At 69.9% G+C, this 17,168-nt stretch carries 12 protein-coding genes; 5 read left to right on the top strand and 7 right to left on the bottom strand.

Going from position 1 to position 17,168, the window contains the following annotated elements; genetic code table 11:
* Positions 1 to 66 precede the first annotated feature (66 nt).
* Positions 67 to 510, top strand: coding sequence for a VOC family protein (locus HNR73_RS35065; protein WP_184792359.1), 444 nt, complete (start codon positions 67 to 69; stop codon positions 508 to 510).
* Positions 511 to 585: 75 nt separating this feature from the next.
* Here HNR73_RS35065 and HNR73_RS35060 read toward each other — a convergent pair whose 3' ends face one another.
* Entirely contained in the window at positions 586 to 1,527 is a 942-nt protein-coding gene (locus HNR73_RS35060) for an RNA polymerase subunit sigma-70 (protein WP_184792358.1), read from the bottom strand.
* A gap of 86 nt (positions 1,528 to 1,613) precedes the next feature.
* Here HNR73_RS35060 and HNR73_RS35055 point away from each other — a divergent pair, with 86 nt between their 5' ends.
* Positions 1,614 to 2,984, top strand: a complete 1,371-nt coding sequence (locus tag HNR73_RS35055; protein WP_184792357.1) for an MFS transporter — start codon at positions 1,614 to 1,616, stop codon at positions 2,982 to 2,984.
* A 6-nt stretch (positions 2,985 to 2,990) separates the two neighbouring features.
* Here HNR73_RS35055 and HNR73_RS35050 read toward each other — a convergent pair whose 3' ends face one another.
* Together HNR73_RS35050 and HNR73_RS35045 are read right to left on the bottom strand one after the other, a co-directional pair.
* The gene (locus HNR73_RS35050; RefSeq protein ID WP_184792356.1) at positions 2,991 to 3,506 is read right to left on the bottom strand and encodes a DUF8617 domain-containing protein; all 516 of its coding nucleotides are present in this window, start codon (positions 3,504 to 3,506) and stop codon (positions 2,991 to 2,993) included.
* Positions 3,503 to 4,525, bottom strand: a complete 1,023-nt coding sequence (locus HNR73_RS35045; RefSeq protein WP_184792355.1) for a LacI family DNA-binding transcriptional regulator — start codon at positions 4,523 to 4,525, stop codon at positions 3,503 to 3,505. The genes HNR73_RS35050 and HNR73_RS35045 overlap by 4 nt, the downstream gene beginning before the upstream one ends.
* A gap of 215 nt (positions 4,526 to 4,740) precedes the next feature.
* Between HNR73_RS35045 and HNR73_RS35040 the strand changes: the two genes are divergently transcribed.
* Complete coding sequence (locus HNR73_RS35040) at positions 4,741 to 5,310, top strand: hypothetical protein (protein WP_184792354.1); 570 nt, start codon at positions 4,741 to 4,743, stop codon at positions 5,308 to 5,310.
* A gap of 191 nt (positions 5,311 to 5,501) precedes the next feature.
* Here HNR73_RS35040 and HNR73_RS35035 read toward each other — a convergent pair whose 3' ends face one another.
* The 4 genes from HNR73_RS35035 to HNR73_RS35020 form a co-directional block, all read right to left on the bottom strand.
* On the bottom strand, positions 5,502 to 6,947 hold the full coding sequence (locus HNR73_RS35035; protein WP_184792353.1) for a GH1 family beta-glucosidase: 1,446 nt from the start codon (positions 6,945 to 6,947) through the stop codon (positions 5,502 to 5,504).
* Complete coding sequence (locus tag HNR73_RS35030; protein ID WP_239122309.1) at positions 6,944 to 7,708, bottom strand: carbohydrate ABC transporter permease; 765 nt, start codon at positions 7,706 to 7,708, stop codon at positions 6,944 to 6,946. The genes HNR73_RS35035 and HNR73_RS35030 overlap by 4 nt, the downstream gene beginning before the upstream one ends.
* An 817-nt stretch (positions 7,709 to 8,525) precedes the next feature.
* Complete coding sequence (locus HNR73_RS35025; RefSeq protein WP_184792351.1) at positions 8,526 to 9,464, bottom strand: carbohydrate ABC transporter permease; 939 nt, start codon at positions 9,462 to 9,464, stop codon at positions 8,526 to 8,528.
* An 87-nt stretch (positions 9,465 to 9,551) separates the two neighbouring features.
* Entirely contained in the window at positions 9,552 to 10,886 is a 1,335-nt protein-coding gene (locus HNR73_RS35020) for an ABC transporter substrate-binding protein (protein WP_184792350.1), read from the bottom strand.
* A 425-nt stretch (positions 10,887 to 11,311) separates the two neighbouring features.
* On the opposite strand from HNR73_RS35020, the gene HNR73_RS35015 reads away from it, so the two are divergent.
* Positions 11,312 to 14,254: a glycoside hydrolase family 48 protein gene (locus HNR73_RS35015; RefSeq protein WP_260337648.1), complete on the top strand. Its 2,943-nt coding sequence runs from the start codon at positions 11,312 to 11,314 to the stop codon at positions 14,252 to 14,254.
* Positions 14,255 to 14,334: 80 nt separating this feature from the next.
* A complete protein-coding gene (locus tag HNR73_RS35010; RefSeq protein WP_184792348.1) occupies positions 14,335 to 16,884 on the top strand; it encodes a glycoside hydrolase family 9 protein in 2,550 nt (849 codons plus the stop codon).
* Positions 16,885 to 17,168: the final 284 nt, after the last annotated feature.

The following is a 17,168-nucleotide window of genomic DNA, read 5'->3' as shown; positions in this document are numbered from 1 at the left end:
GCGACACGGCGGCTCCAGACACGAAACGCGGTGACAACAAGCCCCTCCACAGCGGAGAATGGGCCGATGGCTTGGATCCAGGATGTCATCTTCGACTGCGCGCACCCCGCCTCGCTCGCCAGATTCTGGGCCGAGGCCCTCGACGGATACCGTGTCGCCCCCTACGACGAAGCCGAACGCGAACGCCTCCGCGCCAAGGGAATCCTCGACACCGAAGACGACCCCACCGTCCTCGTCGAACCCGTCGGCGGCGGCCGCCCCCGGATGTTCTTCCAACTCGTCCCCGAACACCGGACCGTGAAGAACCGCGTCCACCTCGACCTTGGCGCCGACGACATCGAAGCCGAACGCGAACGCCTCACCGGCCTGGGCGCGACGATCCTCGCCGTGTACGACGGGCACACGACGCTCGCGGACCCGGAAGGGAACGAGTTCTGTTTGGGGGGATTCGGGGGTCCTGCCGGTTTGGGTGGCTCTGCCGGTTCGAGCGGCGCGAACGAAACCGCCTGAGGGGCAGGGGATCGGGCTCGGCCCGCCGCCGGTGCCAGGTTCCCGGCGTCGGCGAGGCTCGCCCACGCCCACCCCTCACACCCACCGCGGCAGCCCGAAGTAAGGGAACACCGACGTGTCGTGGAACCACGTGATCGCCGCGACGCCCGCCTCCACGACCGTCAGCACCATGATCCCCGCGGGCCGCGCGATCCCGTCCGTCGTCGGCAGGTAGCAACCGAATGCCGGCTGGCCGTTCGCGCGCGTCGGCACCGGCCGCAGCGCCACACCCCGCGCCAGCGCACGGTCCCGGAGGAACTCCCCGATGGCGACCGGGCCGTAGTACTCGTGCGGCAGCGGCGGCATCGTCAGCCAGGCGTCGTCGGTGAGCAGCGAAACGATCGCGTCGGTGTCACCCTCGGCGAGGGCGGCGGCGAACAGGCCCGCGACCTCACGTTCCCGGGCACCGCCCGCCTGCGGCGGGACGTCCCGTTGCGCGTCCAATGTGGACCTCGCGCGGGCCAGCATGCCCTTCACCGCCACCGCCGTCGAGTCGAGCATCTCGGCGGCCTCGGCGAGGCGGAAGCCCAGCACGTCGACCAGCACGACCGCGGCTCGTTGCCGCGCCGGGAGCAGCTGCAGCAGTACGGTGAACGCCAGCCCGATCGACTCGCGCTCCTCGTACCTGGCCTCGGGCCCCGTCACCGGATCCAGCATCGCGTCGGGATAGGGCTGCAACCACACCGGCTCCCCCATTCGCGTCGGCTCCAGCAGCTTCGGGGCCTGCTCCGGCCTGCGCGACACCGCGCGCAGCGCGTTCAGGCACCTGTTCGTCGCGATCCGATACAGCCACGTCCGCACCGAAGACCTCCCCTCGAACTCCCCCAACCCCCGCCACGCGGCGAGGAACGTCTCCTGCACCAGATCGTCGGCGTCGGCGAGGGACCCGACGATCCGGTAGCAATGCAGATGCAGCTCTCGCCGAAACGGCTCCACGAGCTCGGCGAAAGCGGATTCGGTACGGGGCAGGACGGACACGAGGACTCCCTTCGTCACCGATACTGACACCGCCGGCCCCGGAAACGGACCGGTCCCTTTCCAGCGCGACCGGTGTCCAACCCTCCATGACCCAGAATTCCCACGCCCGTCGCGTGCTCGGCGTCGCCTCCGTCGCCGCGTTGCTCGTCGGGCTCGACTCGACGGTGGTCGCCACCGCGCTCACCGCGATCCGCGCCGACCTCGGCGTCTCCGGCGAACAGCTCGAATGGACCGTCAACGCCTACACGCTCTCCTTCGCCGTCCTCATGCTCACCGCCGCCGCGCTCGGCGACCGCTTCGGCCGCCGTCGCGTCTTCGGCATCGGCCTCGGTCTCTTCGCCCTCGCGTCGGCGGGATGCGCGCTGGCACAGGACCTTCCGACGCTCATCGCCGCGCGTGCCGTGCAGGGCGCGGGCGCGGCGGCGGTCATGCCGCTGGCCATGGCGCTGCTCGGCGCGTCCGTCCCACCCGAGCGGAGGGCCCGCGCGCTCGGCGCCTTCACCGCCGTCGTCGGCGCGTCCGTCCCCGCCGGTCCGCTGCTCGGCGGCCTGGTCGTCGACGCCGGCACCTGGCAACTCGTGTTCTGGCTCAACGTCCCCGTCGTCGCCGTCCTCCTCTTCGCGCTGCGCCGGATCCCCGAGACGCCACGGGCCTCGGCACGACCCGACGTCCCCGGCCTCGTCCTCGGCGCGGGCGCGGCATGCGCGCTCGTCTACGGGCTGTCCCCGCTCAACGCGCCCGTCCTGGCCCTCGGCACGATCCTCGCCGTCGCCTTCGTGCTCGTCGAACGGCGCTCGGCGGCGCCCATGCTTCCCCTGCGGCTGTTCGCATCCCGCCCCTTCAGCGCCGGAAACGCCGCGATCTCGCTGCTGGGCGCCTCGACCATGGGCGCGATCTACTACATGGCCCAGTTCTTCCAGTCCGGACTCGGCTCGCGGCCACTGCTGGCCGGTCTCCAGCTGGTCCCCTGGGGCGCCATGACGATCCTCGTACCGCGACTCGCCGGCGCGCTCATCCCCCGCTTCGGCGAGCGGCCGTTCATCGTCGGCGGCATGCTCCTGCACGGCGCCTCGATGCTGTGGATCGCCGCGATCGCCGCGCCCGGCCTCGGCTACTGGCACCTGGCCATACCGCTGATCCTGTCCGGAACCGGTGTGGCGGCGGCGATCCCGGCGACACAGAGCGCGGTGCTCGGCTCCGTCGGACCCCCCGACATGGGCAAGGCCTCCGGTGCCTACAGCACCCTCCGGCAACTCGGCGGCGCCTTCGGCGTCGCGGCCCTCGTCGCGGCCTTCACCGCGAACGGATCCCTGACCTCACCGGCGGGGTTCACCGACGGCTTCTCCGCCGCGCTCGCCGTCAGCGCGGCCCTCGCCGTCGCGGCGGCGTGCGCCGGACTGGCCGCGGCGCGCAGGCCCGCGCCCACCCGGAAACCGGCATCGGCGCTGGCCGACTGACCGCGATCAGGGCGCCGGCGAGTCCCCGTCGGCGTCCTGCCATTCGTGTTCGATCACACCGTCCACGCGCAGGAAGGCATCGCGCAGTACCCCGCGCCCGAACCGCTCGGCGAAGACCTCGTGGTAGCGGCGGCGCAGCTCGGCGAGCTCGGCGACGTCCTCCCAGCCGGAGTCGGGCTCGACACCGGCCTCCCACCACAGCTCGCCCTTCCCCGACCGCCAGGAGCCTCGCAGCGATCCCTGCCAGGCCTCGCCGTGCACGGATCGCAGCAGGTCGCGCGGCACGTCGGGCTTCTCCGGCGCGAAGCGGTGCACGAGGCCGTCGGCTCCGGCGAACAGCAGCCGCCCGCAGTCCTGGCACTGGTAGACGTCCGCCGCGCGGCGAAGCACCGCCGAGGCGGCCTCGGCCGAGCGAGGGTGTGCGACGTCCTCCCAGTCCTGGTCGGGCAGTACGCGCGCCTTGTACGGAACGCGGTCGGTGCCGTCGGGAAGCAGTGCCCCGCAGCCGCAGCGGATCTTCACGCCGAGTCGCGCACCACGAGCTTCGTGCTCAGGATCGTCACCGGTGGATCCGGCTGCTCGCCACGGATGCGGGCCGCCAGCAGGCGCGCCATCTCGCGGCCCATGGCCTCGACGGGCTGGTGGACCGTGGTGAGCGGCGGGTCGGTCTGCGCCGAGGTGGGCGAGTCGTCGAAGCCGACGACGGCCACGTCCTCGGGGACGCGGAGCCCGGCGTCGCGCAGGACGCGCATGGCGCCGAAGGCCATCGGGTCGGAGGCGGTGAAGACCGCGTCGAGGTCGGGGTGGCGTTCCAGTAGTTCGCGGGTGCGGGCCATGCCGCTGACCTCGCTGAAGTCCCCGTAGACGATGAGGCTCGGGTCGTCGGGGAGGTCGGCGGCGCGCAGGCTGTCCCGGTAACCGGCAAGGCGGTCGGCGCCGACCTGCATGTCCTGCGGTCCGGCGATGGTGGCGATCTTGCGCCTTCCCTTGCCCACCAGGTATTCGACGGCCTGCCGGGCACCGCCGCGATTGTCGGCGTCCACATAGGACAGCGGGCGGGCGCCGGTCGGGACACCGCACAGGACGATGGGCAGCTGGAGCTGCTCCATGTTCTGCGAGAAAGGGTCGTCGCCGTGCACGGACACCAGCAGCAGCCCGTCGACGTGCCGCTCGGCGAGGTACCGCTCCAGCTGCGCGTGCTCGGCCCGCGAGTGCGACAGCGTCAGCAGCAGCTGAAGGCCGGTGTCGACCAGCCCCTTGCTGATCCCGCGGATGATCGAGGCGAAGAAGGGCTCGCCCCACAGCCGCTCCTCGGTCTCGGAGACGACCAGCGCGACGGTGTCGGTGCGCCGCCGGACCAGCGAGCGCGCCGCCTGGTTCGGCACGTAGCCGAGCTCGCGGATCGCCTTGAGGACGGCCTCGCGCGCCTGTTCGCTGACCTTCGGCGAACCGTTGATGACCCGTGAGACGGTCCCCCGCCCGACCCCGGCGCGCGCGGCCACAGTGTCCAATGTGGGCCGGTGGCCGTTGTCGTCAAGCATGGGCGTCTCCTCGCGCTGTGGCTCTCATTGTGCCGCGTGCCCGCCGCCGGGACACCGGGGCGCGACTGCCAGTACGTTAAACGTGATCGTGATCGTCCGCCAACCGGAGCCTTGGGACGGCCGGGCACGACGGTGACACCGGGGGCGAAAACCGGCGCGGATTCCCTCCGTGGTGAACGATCCGGACACCAGCGCCCATCCACTACCGTTCGCACATGAAGCCCTGCCTCCACCTCGCGGCGGTCCTTGCCGCGCTGGCCGCCGGGCTGGGGTTGGCCACGGTGTCGATGTCTGCGTGGATCCCCAGTGTGTGGCTCCAGTTCCCGATGATCATCGCCGGAATCGCGCTGCCGCTCGGCGCCGTCTACCTCCTGTACTGGCCGTTCGAGTCGATGCTCGTCGTCGCGCCGATGATCGCGACCGTCGTCGTCGCCATCATGCTCGGCTTCGGGCTGTCGGGTTACCTGCTCGACCTGCGCGGGGAGGTGCGGACGGCGACGGTGACGGAGTACGTCGGCCAGGGCACCAAGGGGAGCGGGTACCTGGTGCGGGTCGTCGACGCGGAAGGCCGCGAGGTGCGCGACACCATCCGGTTCGAGGAGCCGTACGGGCCGGGCGATCGCGTCGAGATCATCGTCGATCCCGAGGGCTGGGCGGCCCCCACGGCCGCCGGTGCGACGCGGCCCGGCGGGTGGTTCCCGTGGGCGGCGGGCGTCGTGGTCGCCGTGCTGGCCGGGTTCTACGTGGCCGGCGTCAGACGCGAACTGAGCAGGAGCCCCGGCTGACGCCGGGGCTCCTTCGCGCTATCTCAGGGTTGGTCCAGCCAGTTCATCTGTGGGATGGGGCCAGCGGCGTCAGCCGGCATCGCGAGCACGGTCAAGATCCCCGCCACCAGCAGTGCCAGTGCGCAAATGGCTGCCCATACACGTCCGCTCACTTCGTCTCCCCCCGAAGTCAGGTACGTGCTGGTCAAGGGTCAATCTATCGAAAGTCTCGAATCGCTGTCGGCTTTCCGACCGATCCCGGCACGGATCCAGTCGGCGTACCAGCGCCCGCTCTCCTTGACCGTCCGCCGCTGCGTCTCGAAGTCGACGTGCACGAGCCCGAAACGCTTGGTGTACCCCCACGCCCACTCGAAGTTGTCCATCAGCGACCAGGCGAAGTACCCGGCGAGCGGCACCCCCGCCGTGATCGCCTCCGCGCAGGCCCGCAGATGGATCTCGAAGTACTCGCGGCGGTCGGGGTCGGCGACCTCGACGCCGTTGCCGCCGCCGTTGGCGGGGGCGTCGTCGAAGGCGGCGCCGTTCTCGGAAACGACCAGCGGGAGTCCCGGGTATTCCTCGCTGAGCCGCTCCAGGGTCGTGCGCAAACCGTCGGCGTCGATCTCCCAGCCCATGCCGGTGACGGGGAGGCCGCCGACCTCGAAGGCGACGTGACCACTGCCCGGCCACGGAGAGCCCGCGCCGGTCGGCGCCGCCGCCGCCGAGGCCCGGCCGTTGCCGCGACCGGTGACGGTGAAGCTGCTGTAGTAGTTGACGCAGAGCGCGTCGACGGGCTGGTGGATCTCGGTGAGGTCGCCGTCGCGGATGAAGCCCAGGTCGACGACCGCCGACAGGTCGTCGAGGACGTCGGCCGGGTAGGCCCCGCGCAGCGCCGCCTCGGTGAAGAAGCGGTTCTGCAGACCGTCGATGCGGCGGGCGGCGTCCACATCGGACGGATCCTCCGACACGGCGTGCACCGGATAGAAGTTGAGCCCGACGGCGATTTTGGTGTCCCCGCCGTTGTCCCGCAAGGCCTGCACCGCCAGCCCGTGACCGAGCATGAGGTGGTGGGCCGCGCGGATCGAATCGCCCGGATCACGCCTGCCGGGCGCGTGCTCGCCCGAGGCGTAGCCGAGGAAGGCCGCGCACCAGGGTTCGTTCACGGTGATCCAGCGCGACACGCGGTCGCCGAGAGCTCCGTGGACGGTGGCCGCGTACTCGGCGAAACGATATGCCGTGTCCCGCTCCGGCCAGCCTCCGTCGTCCTCAAGGGCCTGCGGGAGATCCCAGTGATACAACGTTATCCAGGGGTCGATACCGGCCCCGAGCAGCTCGTCGACGAGACGCCCGTAGTAGTCGAGACCCGCCTGATTGAACTTCCCGGCGCCGTCGGGCTGCACCCGCGGCCACGACACCGAGAAACGGTAGGCGGTCAACCCGAGCTCGCGCATCAGCGCGACGTCCTCGGGCATCCGCCGATAGGAGTCGGTGGCGACGTCGCCGTTCGTGCCGTCCACGACCCGCCCCGGCGTGGCGGCGAACCTGTCCCAAATGGACTGTCCGCGCCCGTCGGCGGTGGTCGAGCCCTCGATCTGGTACGCGGACGTCGCCGCGCCCCAGACGAAGTCGGCCGGGAAGACCTGCCGGTGGTGAGAGTTCATGCCTTGACTGCCCCTTCCATGAGTCCGCCGATGATCTGTCGGCCGAACGCTATGAAGATGATGATCAGTGGGACGATGGACAGCAAAGTCCCGGCGAACACCATCGAGTAGTCCTCGCCGTAATTCGTGGTCAGGCCGCGGATCGCGACCTGCACGCTCGGGTTGTCCGGTTGCAGGATCATCAGCGGCCAGAGGAACTCGTTCCAGTTCTGCATGAACGTCAACAGCGCCAGCACCGCCATGCCGGGCCGCACCGCCGGGAGCACGATGCTCCAGTAGACGCGCCACGTCGAAGCGCCGTCCATGCGCGCCGACTCCACCAGCTCGTCGGGCACGGCCTGCTCGGTGTACTGCCGCATCAGGAAGATGCCGAAACCGTTGACCAGGAACGGAAGGATCACCGCCTGCAGCGTGTTCACCCAGTCGAGCTCGACCATCATCACGTACAACGGGACGACGCCGATCTGCTGCAACGGCACCATCATCGTGATGAGGATGGACACCAGCAGCACCTTCGCACCCCGGAAACGCAGCTTCGCGAACGCGAAACCCGCCATCGTCGAGATCAGCACGACCGAGACCGTGACGGTCGTGGAGATGATGAAGGAGTTCGTCAGACCCTGCAGGAAATAGGCGTTCTCGTCGGCGAAGGCACGGCCGAAGTTCGCGAAGAGATTCCCGCCCGGCAACAACTTCGGCGGCACCGCGACGGCGTCCGAAGCCGTCCGCGACGCGATCACGACCATCCAGTACAACGGCATCGCCGACAAGATGATCGCCGCACCCAGCGCGATCCGGGTCAGCGCCGAAGCCTTCCAGAGGTGACGGGTGGCGCCGCCACGCCGGAAACGCTCCGCGTCCGAAGGCGTCCGCGCGGGACTCGTGGGCGGGCCGCCCGCCGGGCGGCTCACGGTCGTGCTGGTCATCGTGGGCTCTCTACTTTTTGGGGCGGCGCGAACGAAACCGCCTGAGGGGTATGGGATCGGGCTCGGCCCGCCGCCGGTGCTCTGCTGGTCTTGGCGGCGCGAACGAAACCGCCTGAGAGGTAGGGGATCGGGCTGCGGCCCGCCCCCGGTGCTCTGCTGGTCTTGGCGGCGCGAACGAAACCGCCTGAGAGGTAGGGGATCGGGCTGCGGCCCGCCCCCGGTGCTCTGCTGGTCTTGGCGGCGCGAACGAAACCGCCTGAGAGGTAGGGGATCGGGCTGCGACCCGCCGCCGGTGGCGGGTTCCCCGCGTGCGTGGTCAGTTGAGGACGGGTCCCGGGGTTGGTGCTTCGGCGATGCCGGGTCCCCGGCGTGGGTGCCTCGCCGGTGGCGGGTTCCCCGCGTGCGTCGTCGGCGGAGGACGCGGCCTGCGCTTGCGGGCTCCCGGGCGGCCCGGGCAGACGAGACGCCGATCCCGCGCGCGGCGGCAGCGCAGCGGCCGCTCCGTCGCCGTCGCGCGCGGGGAGACCACCGGGAGCCGGCCGCCGGAGCGTCACCTCCGGGGAAGGGGACCGGCTCCCGCCGGCCATCAACCGCGGACCGATCCAGGTCGCGGCCCGGCCGCGCACGGCGGTCCCCTGCCGTGTCACGACACTCATCGCGACCCCCGGATGCGGTTGACGAACAGGTAGTTGATGAGCGCCACGATCAAAATCATCAAGAACAACAACCACGCCGCGGCCGCCGCGAGCCCATAGTTGTTGCGCTGCCGGAACGCCTGCACGATGTACATCGCCACCGTCTGGAACTGCCCGGCCGTCCCGCCCCCGTACAGACCCGAACCGAACATCGTCGGCTCGGCGAACAGCGTGAGGCCGCCCATCGTCGACACGAAGACGGTGAAGATGATGATCGGACGCAACTGCGGCACCGTGATCTGCCAGAACTGCCTTCGCGGCGAAGCGCCGTCGATCGCCGCGGCCTCGTACAGGTCACGCGGAATCGTCTGCATCGCCGCAAGGAAGATGATCGCGTTATAGCCCGTCCAGCGCCAGTCGATCATCGACGAGATCGCGAACCACGACGGCAGCTTGTCGGCCCGCCAGTTGACGTTGTCCACACCGAACAGGTCCAGAACCCAGTTGAACAGGCCGAACTCGGTCCCGTACAGGTGACTGAAGACCACCGCGACCGCGACGACCGACGTCACCATCGGCAGCAGGATGCCCAGCCGGATCGCCAGGCGGAAACGCATGCGCTTGTTCAACGCGCTCGCGATCGCCAAAGCCAGCAGCAGTTGCGGAATCGTCGACATGACGAAGATGCCGAGCGTGTTGCCGGTCGCGTTCCAGAAACGCTCGTTGGTGAGCAGGAACGAGTAGTTGTCGAACCCGACCCACTGCTTCTCCCCGGCCAGACGCCAGCGATGCAGCGACACCCAGAGCGTGAAACCGAGCGGGAACAACCCGAAGACCGCGAACAGCAGGAAGTACGGCGAGATCAGGGCGTAGGGCATGCCGCGCTGTTCGAAGCGCAGCAGACGACGGCGGGCCGACTTCGGCACCGCGGGAACGGAAGGGGCGGCGGTGGTCATGGAAACTCGTGCCTTTCGCAGGGGAACGGACCTGGTACCGCCCGGCCCGCCGGAGTCAAGTCACGGCGGGCCGGGCGGCCGCCTGCGTCAGCCGCCCATCTCGTCGACGACCTGCTTGCCCTGCTTCACGAACTCGCCCCAGCCCTCGTCGGCGCTGTAGGTCCCCTCGATGATCCCGAGGATCACCTCCTCGACGACCGCACGCACCGCCGAGTGGTACTTCCCGAAGTACACCGGCTTGAACGACGCGACCGAGTCACCGAAGATCTGACCCGTCGGGGCGTCGCTGAAGTACGGGTTCACCGCGGCCTTGACCTCGGTGTCGGTGGCGCCGGAGACCGAGCTGGGGAAGTTGCCGCCCTTCTTGAAGGCGCCCACCTGACCCTGCTTGCCGGTGAGGAACTCGACGAGCTTCGCCGCCTCCTCCGGGTGCTCGCTCTGCGTCGGGACACCGAGCCACGAACCGCCCCAGTTGCCGGAGCCGCCGGGAACCGAGGCCACGTCCCAGTTCCCCTTGTTCTCCTCACCGGAGTTGCCCTGAATCACGCCGAGCATCCACGACGGGCACCCGATGGTCGCGAACCCACCGGAGAGCATCCCGGCGTTCCACTCGTCGCTCCAGTTGCGCAGGCCCGCGAGCAGGCCCTTGCTCTGGAGCTCCATCACGTAGTCGAAGGCGGTCCTGACCGCCGGGGTCTTGTCGAGGATGTAGCCGCCCTGCTGGTCGAAGTAGGTCAGCCCGTCGGCGGCGCCGGCCTCCTGGATCATCCGGACGTTGTAGATGGTGTTCGGGCTGTCGATGAACTTGGCGTCACCGGCCTTGCCCTTGAAGCCCTCACCGACCTTCGTGAAGTCCTCCCACGTCGGCCACAGGGCACTGACCTCGGCCCGGTCGGTCGGCAGACCGGCCTTCTCGAACAGGTCCTTGCGATAGCACATGGCCATGCCGCCGACATCGGTGCCGAGCGCGGCGAGCTTGCCGTCGGCGTCGACGCCGAGATTCCACTTCCACTCCGGGAAGTCGGTCTTGCGGGCGTCGAGGCCGTACTGGGTCAGGTCCGTCCAGTACTCGGGGAGGGCCATCAGCTCGCCGATGCCCTGTTCCTCGATGCCGACGACGTCACCGGCGCCGCTCCCGGCCTCCAGCCACTGAAGCAGCTGCGGGCGGAACTGGTCGTCGAACCGCTCCGACACGATGCGGTAGTCGACCTTGATGCCGGGGTTGGCGGCCTCGAACTCGGGAATGACGTCGTCGTAGGCGAAGGCGGTGCCTCCACCGAAGGTGTTGAGCACGAGGGTGACCTCGCCGCCGGCGTCCTCGTCGGAATCTCCGCTGGAGCACCCGACGGCACCGGCGGCGACGACCGCCGCCAGGGTCGCGGCGAGCAGTGCGCGCCGGCCGCGGCCGAATGTGGTCTGCATGGCTTTTCGTCCTTTGTCGATCCGTTGCTGGGCAGGGGAAACAGCGCCGTCGGCGGGTCGGCCGAGGACGCGTCAGTGGATCTCAGGTGCTGTGGGAGCGCTCCCAAACAAGGTAGACCGCAGAAACGCGATCGCAAAAGCCCGAGTGCTTGATCGTTATCTTTCTGTGATAGATCCCTTTGTTACCAGTGCTTTTGATGGAGGGGCACGGTTGGCGGAGATTTGCAGTCACGTGCCCTTGACAGTCCCGTTACCGATCTGAAACTCTTCTGGGAGCGCTCCCACACGGACGGGCGTCCATGTCGGCCCTCGGCACCGGCTTCGGCCGCCGCGGGCGCCCGTCCGGCCTATCCCCCGATGAGCGAAGGGAACCCAGTCCCGTGAGACGTACCCGAAAGCGTGCCGGGCGCGGTTTATTAGCGCGCCTGGCGCGGTTCCGCCACTGGCGCGGGACGCACATCATCGCGGCCGTCGCCGTCATCCTCGGCACGACGACGCTGGCCGCCCCCGCACAGGCCGCGCCCGCGTGCGCGGTCGACTACAAGATCCTCAACCAGTGGACCGGCGGCTTCGTCGCCGAGGTCACCATCACCAACAAGGGCGACGCCTGGAACGGCTGGCGGCTCGCCTACACCTTCCCCGACGCGGCCCAGCGGATGAGCAACGGCTGGAGCGCGACCTGGGCGCAGAGCGGCCGGAACGTGACCGCCGACGCCCTCGACTGGAACCGCAACCTCGCGACCGGCGCCTCGGCCACGATCGGCTTCCAGGGCACCTTCGGAACCGCGAACCCCAAGCCCACGGCCTTCTCGGTCAACGGGACCTCCTGCGGCGGCGCCGGCACCGCGCCCACCGTCGCGATCACCTCGCCCGCGAACGCCGCCACTTTCACGGCGGGGCAGGCGATCCCGATCGCGGCGACCGCCGCCGACGCCGACGGCACCGTCACCGGCGTCTCCTTCTACGCGGGTAACACCCTGATCGGCACCGACACCTCGGCGCCCTACGCCGCGACGTGGTCCGGCGCGCCCGTCGGGTCGCACGTGCTCGTCGCCCGCGCCACCGACAACGCCGGCAACACCGGCGCCTCGTCCCCTGTGGACATCACCGTCACCCCGAACACCGGACCGTCCATCGTGGTCAGTCCCGCGGCGGCCAACGTGGCCGAAGGCGGCACCGCGACCGTCGCCGCGCACCTGTCGGCGCAGCCGTCGGGCAACGTCACCGTCGCGGTCGCGCGCACGGCGGGCGACGCCGACCTGTCGGCGACCCCCACCTCGCTGCTCTTCACGCCGTCGAACTGGAGCGCCAACCAGTCGGTGACGCTGCGGGCCGCCGAGGACGCCGACCGGACCAACGGCACGGCCGACTTCGCCTTCACCGCGACGGGTCACACCGCCGCGACGGTCAAGGCGACCGAACTCGACAACGACCAGGCCGAGTACGCGCAACGCTTCCTCGACCTCTACGCGAAGATCAAGAACCCGGCGAACGGCTACTTCAGCTCGCACAGCCCGCCGATCCCGTACCACTCGGTGGAGACGCTGATCGTCGAGGCGCCCGACTACGGCCACGTCACGACCTCCGAGGCCTTCAGCTACTGGCTGCTCCTCGAAGCGTCCTACGGCCGCGTCACGCAGGACTGGACGCGCTTCAACGAGGCCTGGGCCTCGATGGAGAAGAACATCATCCCCGGCGCGGCCGACCAGCCCGGCGCGGCGACCTACAACCCGGCCGACCCGGCGACCTACGCGCCGGAGTTCGACCAGCCCAGCGAGTACCCGACACCGCTCGACAACGGTGTCGCCGTCGGCTCCGACCCGCTCATGAACGAGCTCAAGTCGGCCTACGGCACTTCCGAGATCTACGGCATGCACTGGCTGCTCGACGTCGACAACCGTTACGGCTACGGGCGTTGCGGCGACGGCACGACCAGTCCCGCCTACATCAACACCTTCCAGCGCGGGCCGCAGGAGTCGGTGTGGGAGACCGTGCCGCACCCGTCCTGCGAGACCTTCACCGACGGCGGCCCCAACGGCTTCCTCGACCTGTTCACCGGTGACGCCACCTACGCCAAGCAGTGGCGCTACACCAACGCCCCCGACGCCGACGCGCGTGCCGTCCAGGCCGCGTACTGGGCGCTGGAATGGGCCAAGGAGCAGGGCAAGGAGTCGTCGATCTCCGCCACCGTCGGCAAGGCCGCCAAGATGGGCGACTACCTGCGGTACTCCATGTTCGACAAGTACTTCAAGAAGATCGGCGACTGCGTCGGCGCGACCGCGTGCCCGGCCGGCACCGGCCGCGACTCGTCCCACTACCTGCTGTCCTGGTACTACTCGTGGGGCGGCGCGACGAACGGCAGCTGGGCCTGGCGCATCGGGTCGAGCTACAACCACTTCGGGTACCAGAACCCCCTGGCGGCCATGGCGCTGTCGACGGTTCCGGAGCTCAAGCCGAAGTCGGGCACCAACGCCGTCAACGACTGGACCGCCAGTCTCAAGCGGCAGCTGGAGTTCTACCGCTGGCTCCAGACCTCCGAAGGCGCCATCGCCGGTGGCGCGACCAACAGCTGGGCCGGCCGCTACGGCACGCCCCCGGCCGAGGTCCGCACCAACACCTTCTACGGGATGTTCTTCGACTGGCAGCCGGTCTACCACGACCCGCCGAGCAGCGAGTGGTTCGGCATGCAGGCCTGGTCGATGGAACGCGTCGCCGAGTTCTACTACGCCACAACGGACGCGACCCTCAAGGCGCAGGCCAAGACGGTCCTCGACAAGTGGGTCACGTGGGCGATGTCGAAGACGACCATCAACGCCGACGGCACCTACGCCGTACCGTCCACATTGACCTGGACAGGTGTCCCGGACAAGTGGAACGCGGCCAACCCGGGCACCAACGCCAACCTGCACGTCAACGTCACGGCGATGACCCAGGACGTCGGCGTCACCGCGGCCTACGCCAAGACCCTGTCGTTCTACGCGGCCGAGTCGGGCAACACCGCGGCGGCGAACATGGCCAAGGCGCTCCTGGACGGCATGTGGAACAACTACTCCGACCCGCTGGGCGTCGCGCTTCCCGAGCAGCGCAAGGACTACAACCGCTTCGACGACGTGTGGTCGTCGTCGAACCAGCAGGGACTCTACGTCCCGAGCGGGTGGAGCGGGACCATGGCCAACGGCGACCCGATCGGGCCCGGTTCGACCTTCGAGTCGATCCGCTCCTGGTACCACCAGGATCCACAGTGGTCGAAGGTCGAGAACTACCTCGACACCGGCCAGGTGCCCGAGTTCACCTACCACCGGTTCTGGGCACAGGCGGACATCGCCGTGGCCCTCGCCGAGTACGCGCGCCTGTTCCCCTCCTCCTGACCTGATCCGCCACCTCCCAGGGCGCGGCGGCGCCCGTCTCTCCAGCCGCCGCGCCCGCCCTCTCCCCCGAGGAGTCCGCTGTGGGTACAGCGATCCGGCGCACGGCCGCGCTCCTGGCCGCCGTGCTCCTGGCGACCTTCCTGTCCGTCACCACCGGCACCGCCCCGGCACGGGCCGCCGGTGATCACAACTACGCCGAGGTCCTGCAGAAGTCACTGTTCTTCTACGAGGCGCAGCAGTCGGGCGACCTGCCGTCGTGGAACCGCGTCGGCTGGCGCGGTGACTCGGGCCTGTCGGACGGCTCCGACGTCGGCCTCGACCTCACCGGCGGCTGGTACGACGCCGGGGACCACGTCAAGTTCGGCCTGCCGATGGCCTTCTCGGCGACGATGCTGGCGTGGGGCGCCGTGGAGTACCCGCAGGCCTACACCGGCGCCGGTCAGGCCGCGCACCTGCGGAACAACCTGCGCTTCGTCGCCGACTACTTCGTCCGGGCGCACCCCTCGCCGAACGTCCTCTATGGACAGGTCGGCAACGGCGGCGCCGACCACGGCTGGTGGGGACCGGCCGAGGCGATGCGGATGTCGCGGCCCGCGTACAAGATCGACGCGAGCTGCCCCGGCAGCGACCTCGCCGGTGAGACCGCGGCGGCGCTCGCCGCGATCGCGATCGTGTTCAAGGCGAGCGATCCGTCCTACGCGTCCACATTGCTCACCCACGCGCGGCAGCTCTACACCTTCGCCGACACCTACCGGGGCAGGTACTCCGACTGCATCACCGACGCCGGCGGCTACTACCGCTCGTGGAGCGGCTATCAGGACGAGCTCGTGTGGGGCGCGATCTGGCTGCACCGGGCGACCGGCGAGGCTAGCTACCTCGCCAAAGCCGAGGCCGAGTACGCCGGGCTGGGCACCGAGCCACAGCAGCCGATCCACTCCTACAAGTGGACGATCGCCTGGGACGACAAGAGCTACGGCGCCTACGTACTGCTGGCCAAACTCACCGGCAAGCAGCTCTACGTCGACGACAGCAACCGCTGGCTCGACTACTGGACCGTCGGCGTGAACGGCTCGCGCGTGCCCTACTCCCCCGGCGGGCAGGCGGTTCTGGACCAGTGGGGTTCGCTGCGGTACGCGGCCAACACGTCCTTCGCGGCCCTCGTCTACTCCGACTGGACCAGCGACGCGACCCGCAGGACGCGCTATCACGACTTCGCGGTCCGGCAGATCGACTACATCCTCGGCGACAACCCGAGGAACTCCTCCTACGTCATCGGCTACGGCGCCAACCCGCCGAAGAACCCGCACCACCGCACCGCCCACGGCTCGTGGAGCGACAACATCAACGACCCCGCCGGGACCCGCCACATCCTCTACGGGGCACTGGTCGGCGGGCCCTCGACGGCCAACGACCAGTACACCGACTCGCGCGACAACTACGTGATGAACGAGGTCGCGACCGACTACAACGCCGGGTTCACCAGCGCCGTCGCGCGTCTGTACAACGAGTTCGGCGGAACACCCCTGGCGGGCTTCCCCGCCGCCGAGACACCTGACGGGCCCGAGATCTACACGCAGGCCTCGGTGAACGCGGCGGGCTCGACCTTCACGGAGGTCAAGACCCTCGTGGTCAACCGCTCCGCCTGGCCCGCGCGGGTGCTGGTGGCGGGTAGGTTCCGCTACTACTTCACCCTCGACGGTTCCACCACGGCGTCGCAGATCTCGGTCTCGGCGAACTACAACCAGTGTTCGGCGCCGACCGGACCGCACGCGCACTCCGGCCGGACCTACTACGTCGAGATCGACTGCTCGCGGCAGCTGATCTCACCGAGCGGGCAGTCACAAAGCCGGGCCGAGGTGCAGTTCCGGATCGCGAGCACGGGGACCTGGGATCCGGGGAACGACCCCTCGTACCAGGGGATCGCGACGACGCCGGGCACCACACCCGTGACCGTGCAGGGGATCCCGCTGTACTCGGGGTCCACGCGGATCTGGGGCGTCGAGCCGGGACCGGCGGTGCCGGACGTCTCACCCCCGACCGTGCCGGGCACGCCGTCGGCGTCGAGCGTGACCGGCACGTCGGCGACGCTGACCTGGGCGCCGTCCACCGACGACGTCGGGGTCGCCGGGTACGACGTCTACCGGGTGGCGACACCGGCGGTGAAGGTCGCGTCGAGCACCGGGCCGTCGGCGACGCTGACCGGCCTGACCCCGGCCACGAACTACCAGTTCTACGTGGTGGCAAGGGATGCGGCCGGCAAGACCTCGGCGGCCTCGCCGACCGTCGCCGTCCGCACCCTCGACACGCCGACCGGCGGGTGCACCGTGGCGTACCGCGTCGTCAACGAGTGGTCGGGCGGCTTCACCGGCTCGGTGACGATCACGAACAACGGGCCCGCCTGGACGAACTGGACCCTCGGATACTCCTACGCCAACGGGCAGACCGTCGCCAACGGCTGGAACGCCACCTGGAGCCAGACCGGCGCGGCCGTCACCGCGACGGCACTGGACTGGAACCGCGCCGTCGCCACCGGCGGCAACGTCAGCGCCGGCTTCAACGGCGTGGCGACAGGCACGAACAACCCGCCGACCACGTTCACCGTCAACGGGACGGCGTGCACGGTCGCGTGACCACCGGGCGGCGGGCCACACACCGCCGCACTGGTGGCCCGGCGGGCGCGGCGAATGTTGGGCTAGCCGCGCCCGCCGGGCTGGGGGTTCGGAAGGTTCCTTGCTGGACACGTCCCTGCGTGTGGCGTTAGTCCCGGCCGGGGGCTCCGCCCCCGCACCCCCGCTGGGACTCCGTCCCTGGACCCTGCTGGGGCTTCGCCCCGAACCCCACCAGGGACTCCGTCCCTGGACCCTGCTGGGGCTTCGCCCCAGACCCCACTCAGGGGCTCCGCCCCCGAGACCCC

Origin of the sequence: Phytomonospora endophytica, from assembly GCF_014202425.1 — a bacterium.
In the GTDB taxonomy this organism is placed as follows: domain Bacteria; phylum Actinomycetota; class Actinomycetes; order Mycobacteriales; family Micromonosporaceae; genus Phytomonospora; species Phytomonospora endophytica.
Note: the sequence above shows the minus strand (reverse complement) of the source record. Positions and strands in the feature narration are given on the sequence as shown.

Bases quoted from the DNA above. Each gene is read 5' to 3' on its own strand.
- HNR73_RS35065 (WP_184792359.1), top strand. From the start codon at position 67: ATGGCTTGGATCCAGGATGTCATCTTCGACTGCGCGCACCCCGCCTCG.
- HNR73_RS35055 (WP_184792357.1), top strand. From the start codon at position 1,614: ATGACCCAGAATTCCCACGCCCGTCGCGTGCTCGGCGTCGCCTCCGTC.
- HNR73_RS35045 (WP_184792355.1), bottom strand. From the start codon at position 4,525: ATGCTTGACGACAACGGCCACCGGCCCACATTGGACACTGTGGCCGCG.
- HNR73_RS35040 (WP_184792354.1), top strand. From the start codon at position 4,741: ATGAAGCCCTGCCTCCACCTCGCGGCGGTCCTTGCCGCGCTGGCCGCC.
- HNR73_RS35035 (WP_184792353.1), bottom strand. From the start codon at position 6,947: ATGAACTCTCACCACCGGCAGGTCTTCCCGGCCGACTTCGTCTGGGGC.
- HNR73_RS35030 (WP_239122309.1), bottom strand. From the start codon at position 7,708: ATGCCGTTGTACTGGATGGTCGTGATCGCGTCGCGGACGGCTTCGGAC.
- HNR73_RS35025 (WP_184792351.1), bottom strand. From the start codon at position 9,464: ATGACCACCGCCGCCCCTTCCGTTCCCGCGGTGCCGAAGTCGGCCCGC.
- HNR73_RS35020 (WP_184792350.1), bottom strand. From the start codon at position 10,886: ATGCAGACCACATTCGGCCGCGGCCGGCGCGCACTGCTCGCCGCGACC.